At 49.7% G+C, this 6,693-nt stretch carries 5 protein-coding genes and 1 tRNA gene; 4 read left to right on the plus strand and 2 right to left on the minus strand.

Annotated elements, in window-relative coordinates; genetic code table 11:
• Window positions 1-73 precede the first annotated feature (73 nt).
• A tRNA-Leu gene (locus tag F4X88_08180) sits at window positions 74-159 on the minus strand.
• Between the two features lie 86 nt (window positions 160-245).
• On the opposite strand from F4X88_08180, the gene F4X88_08185 reads away from it, so the two are divergent.
• The 4 genes from F4X88_08185 (at window position 246) to F4X88_08200 (ending at window position 4,974) form a co-directional block, all read left to right on the plus strand.
• Window positions 246-1,022 (plus strand): aldo/keto reductase, encoded by a 777-nt coding sequence (locus tag F4X88_08185; GenBank protein ID MYA56257.1) that lies wholly within the window; start codon window positions 246-248, stop codon window positions 1,020-1,022.
• 183 nt (window positions 1,023-1,205) lie between these two features.
• Window positions 1,206-2,492 carry an LLM class flavin-dependent oxidoreductase gene (locus tag F4X88_08190; protein ID MYA56258.1) on the plus strand — a complete coding sequence of 429 codons (1,287 nt, stop codon included), beginning with the start codon at window positions 1,206-1,208 and terminating at the stop codon, window positions 2,490-2,492.
• 180 nt (window positions 2,493-2,672) lie between these two features.
• Entirely contained in the window at window positions 2,673-4,100 is a 1,428-nt protein-coding gene (locus tag F4X88_08195; GenBank protein ID MYA56259.1) for a sigma-54-dependent Fis family transcriptional regulator, read from the plus strand.
• Window positions 4,101-4,266: 166 nt separating this feature from the next.
• On the plus strand, window positions 4,267-4,974 hold the full coding sequence (locus tag F4X88_08200; GenBank protein MYA56260.1) for a hypothetical protein: 708 nt from the start codon (window positions 4,267-4,269) through the stop codon (window positions 4,972-4,974).
• 1 nt (window position 4,975) lies between these two features.
• On the opposite strand, the gene F4X88_08205 is transcribed toward F4X88_08200, so the two are convergent.
• Window positions 4,976-6,610: a metallophosphoesterase gene (locus F4X88_08205; GenBank protein MYA56261.1), complete on the minus strand. Its 1,635-nt coding sequence runs from the start codon at window positions 6,608-6,610 to the stop codon at window positions 4,976-4,978.
• Between the last annotated feature and the right edge of the window lie 83 nt (window positions 6,611-6,693).

Genomic DNA, 6,693 nt, shown 5'->3' on the forward strand with positions numbered 1-6,693 from the left:
CGTCCTCCGGGTTATGAGCCCGACGAGCTACCTGGCTGCTCTACCCTGCGGCAAGAATTGTTCTTCTGAATCATGGTCGAGGAGGGACTTGAACCCTCACGCCTGTTTAGGGGCGACGGATTTTAAGTCCGTTGCGTCTACCGATTCCGCCACTCGACCACTCATACTTTAATAGTATACACTATCTATGAGTCTTTGTCAACTTTTTTTGACTTTTTTTCCCAAATCGTTTATCATAGGGTATTATGAAAAACATTAGACTCCCATCAGGACATGAAATACCGATATTCGGTTTGGGAACTTGGCAACTCAAAGACAGGCAGTGCGAACGCATCGTCAAAGAAGCCGTCGCATTGGGCTATACACATATCGACACGGCATGGATGTACCAAAACCAGCGCGCAATCGGGAAAGCACTCCGTGACATCCGTGTGGATCGCGAGGACATCTTTCTGACTACCAAAATTTGGGGTACCCATCTCAGACACGCCGATGTGCTTGCCCAATTTGAGGAGTGTCTCAGCGATTTACAGATGGATTACGTTGATCTGTTATTGATTCACCATCCGAGTCGTGATTCTGTTCCGGTTGCCGAAACCTTTGAGGCTTTCCAGAAACTCTATGCCGCAGGTCAGGTCAAAAGTATCGGTATCAGCAATTTTAGCATCGCTCAGGTTGAAGAGGCGTGTGAAGCCTCCGAACTCCCGATTTGCACGAATCAAGTGGAATACCATGTGCGCAACAACCGATCCGAATTGCGTGACTACTGTCAGGCTCGCGGTATTGTAATGACCGCACACCGTCCGCTCGCTGTTGGAGATCTTGCCGGTGATGCAGTCCTACGCAGCATCGGGGAAAATCACAAAAAAACTGCGGCACAAGTCGCACTCCGGTGGTTGGTGCAACAAGACATTATCACAATTCCTAAATCGGGTTCGGTGCCGCATTTACGCGAGAATTTAGATGTTTTCGCCTGGGAATTGACTGACGAAGAGATGGATATGCTTAATACCGGAATGTAGGGACAAATAGAGCAATTTCCGGCAGTTGTAGCATAACCTGTTAGGTTGTGCGTTTTGATGAGGCCCCAGAACAGGAGCCTGCAACATCGGCGCAGGCGGCTCTACGGAAAAAGGCGTGAAACTCTCAATCCACCTGACCGAACCGCAAGGAAAGATTAAAAATCCGCAAGGTATAATTAAAATATGAAATTTGGGCTGTTTTATGAACATCAGATTCCGCGTCCGTGGCACGATGGAGCGGAACATAAACTCTTTCAAGATGCGTTAGCGCAAGTAGAACTTGCTGACCGACTTGGCTTCGACTATATTTGGGAGGTCGAACACCATTTCCTTGAAGAGTATTCACACTCCTCAGCCCCCGAGGTATTTCTCGGAGCGTGTAGCCAGCGGACAACACAGATTCGATTAGGACACGGAATTGTGCTCATGCCTCCGGCTTACAATCACCCCGCGCGCGTCGCTGAACGCATTGCCACGCTTGACCTCGTCTCAAATGGACGTGTAGAATGGGGCACCGGAGAATCCGCTTCGCGTATGGAACTCGATGGGTTCAACGTTGATCCGAAATGTAAGCGCGAGATGTGGGCGGAATGCACACGCGAAACCGCGAAAATGATGAGTCAATCCCCTTACCCCGGATATGAGGGGCAGTATTTTTCCATGCCGACCCGCAACGTCGTTCCAAAACCGTTGCAGACACCGCATCCCCCACCGTGGGTCGCCTGTTCCAGCCGTGATAGCCTTCGATACGCTGCCAGATACGGGCTGGGTGCGCTAACTTTTGCATTTGTCGACGCAAACGAAGCAAAATTCTGGGTGGAAGAATATTATGAGATTTTCGAGAAAGAGTGTGAACCCTTGACACAGCGGGTGAATCCGAATATCGCCATGGTGTCAGGCTTTTCGTGTCATGAGGATGAAGAGACGGCTGTTGCCCGCGGTTTAGACGGTCTACGCTTCTTCCGATTTGGGCTCGCACACTACTATCACAACGGCTCGCAAATACCGGGTGAGACGGATATTTGGCAGTTGTATAAGCAAACACCACAGGATCCAGCTGAAGGTAGAGCCGGAATCGGTACACCCGATCAGGTTCGTGAACACTTGGAGATTATGGAAGACGCTGGCGTGGACCAAGTCGTCTTTATTCAGCAGGCTGGCGCGAACCGTCATGAGGACATAATGGAATCGCTGGAACTGTTTGCAGAACGCGTACTCCCAGACTTCAAGGCACGAGATGCAGCACACGTCGCTAAGAAAGGTGAACGATTCGCTGAAGCCACCGAGAGAGCGAAGGAACGAAAACCGGCTTTAACATCCCTCAGCGAAATCCCAACCGTGGATTCCTATCCCGTTCTCAAGCGGAAATTAGAGGAGAAAACGGAAGAAACCGATGCCAATGAGATAAGCGACGATGGCAAAAACTTTTTGTTGTCAATAGAAGGCGGAAAACGAATTTCTAATGATTAAATCTGGTCACTGCTCCATTACATTCTGCAGTGGTTTCTGGTTAAGCCCGACGCGACTGACGAAATGTGCGTGTTTTAAGACTTTTTGTTTGCTTATCATCCAGAGATGGTTAGACGCACCCAATAACCATCGCGAAACGTAGTGGAGCGATGCCCAGGATCTCATAGTTAAAAATAAAAAATGAAAGATGTATTGGTAATCGACGACGACGAAAAAATCTGTTGGGCTTTCGAGCAATTCTTAGAAGGCGAAGGCTATTGCCCAAGCATTGCGAACAATGCCGAGGAAGGTTTGCGCCGCATTGCAGCCGACAAGCCGGATATTGTCCTCCTCGATGTGAAATTGCCGGGGATGAGCGGGTTGGAAGCGTTAGCCGAAATTAAAGCGCAGCACCCGTGGGTAATTGTAATTATCATCACGGCGTATGACGATGTGGAAACAACAATAGAAGCAATGCGCTTGCAGGCGTTCGATTTCGTCCCAAAACCGATCGATCTGGATATCGTCAAAAGCGTCCTGGAACGGGCTTTCCGCACACAATCCGTCCGAAGTACTTTACCCGTAGAGACGGCAGACCAATCGCCAACAGCAGAGATTGGCCACCGATTGGTTGGAAAGAGCAGCCAGATGCGCGAAATATATAAACTCATCGGGATCATGGCGAGCAACACGATGACTGTGCTGATTGAGGGCGAAACGGGGACGGGTAAGGATCTGGTCGCACGCGCAATCCACACAGGCAGCCCTCGGAAGGCGTCCCCCTTCGTCCCTGTTGATTGTGGTGCCCTTCCCGATGAACTTTTAGAGAGTGAACTGTTTGGTTACGAAGCAGGCGCGTTCACGGGGGCAAAAAGGGAGGGAAAACCCGGACGATTTGAACTGGCGAATGGTGGAACACTTTTTCTCGATGAAGTCAGCAATATGACCCCAACATTACAGGTGAAACTCCTTCGCGCCCTCCAAACACAGGAGATTGAACGGTTAGGGGGAACGCGGCGACTGAATGTAGATGTCCGTGTTATCGCTGCCACGAATCAGGAACTCAGTGAGATGGTGAAGCGGGGACAGTTTCGCGAGGATCTCTACTACCGTTTCAAGCGCATCGCGCTGCATCTACCGCCGTTACGGGAACGCCAAGAGGACATCCCGTTACTAATTACACATTTCCTGCAACTCATACAAGAAGAACTTGGGAAGTCGATCCGCGGCATCTCTAAAGAAGGAATGGAATTGCTACAAGACTATCACTGGCCCGGCAACGTGCGTGAGTTGGAGAACTGCATCCGAAGCGCAGGGACACTCTGCCGGGCAGATGTGATCCTGCCGGATGATCTGCCACCAGAAATCCGAACGGGACATCAGATAGATCCTACCAGCACGTCATACCTACAAGAGTCCCTCAAATCTGTTTTACAAGACATTACGAAGGCGGCTATCACGCAAAAGAGACCGGGACTTTACGAGGAAGTTGTTGCGTTGTTAGATAAAGCACTCATTGAACTGGTGTTGGATGAATTTTCGGGTAACCACAGTAAAACAGCGGAATTGCTCGGGATAAGTCGAACCACGCTTTTAAAGAAAATTAAACAGAGCAATAGCGATCTTTAATTGATCGACCTCCGATTCATCAATTTTTTCCAGACTCGTAGCTCGTAATGAAATTAGGTCCTCCTTAAATGGCATAATTTGTCTTTGCTTTACATTTGGAGAGCGGATTTGAGAAAGGGATGTCAAATTTCAGATCCACGTTATTTCTCCGCAAGGTGTAATTAAAATGATTCGGATTGCACACCGTGGGGCATCGGGAACTGCCCCGGAAAATACGCTCGCGGCATTCAAAAAGGCAATTGAAATCGGTGTGGATGCCGTTGAGCTTGATTTACACGGGACCGCTGATGGCGAAGTCGTCGTAATACACGATACCTCCTTGGATCGAACGACGAATCACCAGGGACACGTCAATCAAACCACTTTGGAGAGGATTCGACGTGCCGATGCTGGGGGATGGTTCAGCCCCGAATTTGTTGGTGAACCCGTGCCGACGCTCGTAGAGGCACTGGAATGCATCGCAAAGAAAACTATTGCCGTTTTAGAAATTAAAGACCCTTTGATAGCAGAGGCAGTCGTCGCGAGAATCCGAGAGACCGGCACACGAGATCTCACCGTTATTATCTCCTTCCATACCGCTGTTTTACAGACCGTTCGTGCGTTAGAGCCTCGCATTCCAACGGGATGGCTCATCGGGGATCACAACAACCACGCCTCTCCTATCCAATTGTGCCAGCAACTCGGAGAACTCGGCAGCAACCTACTAAATGTCAATCACCACCTGATTACAGCGGAATTCGCTTATGAAGTCCAACGACGCGGCATCGCACTCTGGTGTTGGACTGTCGACGACATCTCCCGTATGCGCGAGATGGAAGCGTTCGGTGTGCAGGGTATCACCTCAAATTACCCTGAACATTTCGCCAAAGTTTAGGCTATTGCACTCGGATAATTCTCCGCCCTGTGAAAGTTTGACCAAACATATCGGTTGTCCGGACGTGGATAACGTGTGTTCCTTTGTGGACATTTGCTGGGAGCTGCGCTTGCCAGATATGTAATGATTTTGTAATCCCGCTCAGCGCGCGCCCTCTTTGGGGTAGTTCGCTGTCTTCCTTCAACTGCGACTGCATTGTTTCTCGAAGCGCGGTATGCAGTCTCTGCTCAAGTTGGTTCGCATTGTCCCGTGCCTTGAGGGCTTTATAGTACGGGTCTTCTTGGGGCATATAGGTCATTGGTCTCCATTCTCCGACTTCACCCAGACGGAATTCAACCGTTGAGCGTTGGGTGCCTCCAAAAACGTTAACAATGACATCTGTTTTCCCAGTTTCTGTCGACGCGACTTCCCAGGGTGCCCATATATTCATCTGATAGTCCGCTGGACGCCGGGCGGCTTTAAACCGAATTGAATATTGGTTTCCGCTGAATGTGAAGATACCATATCCGTTCGGTGCACCATCTCGCATGGTTGTGTGCGGAATACCGATTTCATCGAGCGCGCCCCGCCACCACGAGCCTGAGGTGGTTGCATGGTTGTGGTGGTGATGTGGGGCATCCCCATGCCAACCGTGCTCCGGTCCGACGAAGTCATCCCGTTGGACGTGCGTGTGCGCTGACAGGGATAACGTGTAGGGTCGATCGCCGAGCAGATTCATCAACTCCTTCACATCCCGCATCTCGGTCAACGGAATATGCAGGGATACAACGATGAGCTGATCTTTCGGCACAAAAGCAAGGTCGTTCCGAATGAACGTCAACTGTCGTTCTCCGACCTCACTCAAGTAGCGAGGGTTGTCTTCTTCATCGCGGTGAAAATATACGTTGTCGATGTTGATGAAATGAACAGGCCCCCAATCAAATGAATAGCAGCCGGGTCCATACACACGTTCAAAGGTTTCATCCGCGTATCGGTCATCGGTAGCAAGGAAGTTCATATCGTGGTTACCGTGAACATTATACCAGGGTATCCCAACGGTAGCCATCACCTCGTTAAGGGGATGGAATAAGTCTAAATCGTCGCCTACCAAATCGCCAAGGCTGAGTCCGAACACCGCATCAATGCCAATAATTTCTTCAACCACATCGTGTGCTAACCACTCGATCTCTTGCATATTATACGGTTGTGTATCCCCGAAGACGAGGACCTTGAAGGTATCCGACTCGGACTGTTCAGTGAGCGGGAAATCAACCGATTCCGGTAGTGGACCGGTGGGGGCAATACCGGCATATTTCAGTCCTTCTGGGGAACCGTGCGGTTTGTGAACGTAATAAAATCGTGGAAGACGATTTTCGTTAACCGGTGTCATAAACCCACGCGGCTTAATGACAAAGAGAATGGTGTCATCACTGACAGCAAGCGAGTATTCTCCAGTGGCATCGGTTTTTACAATGTCCTGCCCGTTTGAGACGCGAACCCCAGGCAATCCTTTCTCATTGTCGTCTTTCACCTGATTTCCGTTTGTATCTAAAAATACAGTGCCGGTTGCGGTTGAATTTGCTGCTATACCGTTTCCAATCCAGTAAAAAATCAAGGTGGCGATTAAAACCACACAATTCCATTGCTTGTAAATCATACGAAATTCTCCTTTTATAGTGGATCCAAAAAATAAATGGACACTTTCCGCCCCCGGTAGGTTCGGTTTCCTAACCGAACCGG

The organism is Candidatus Poribacteria bacterium (assembly GCA_009839745.1).
Taxonomy (GTDB): domain Bacteria; phylum Poribacteria; class WGA-4E; order WGA-4E; family WGA-3G; genus WGA-3G.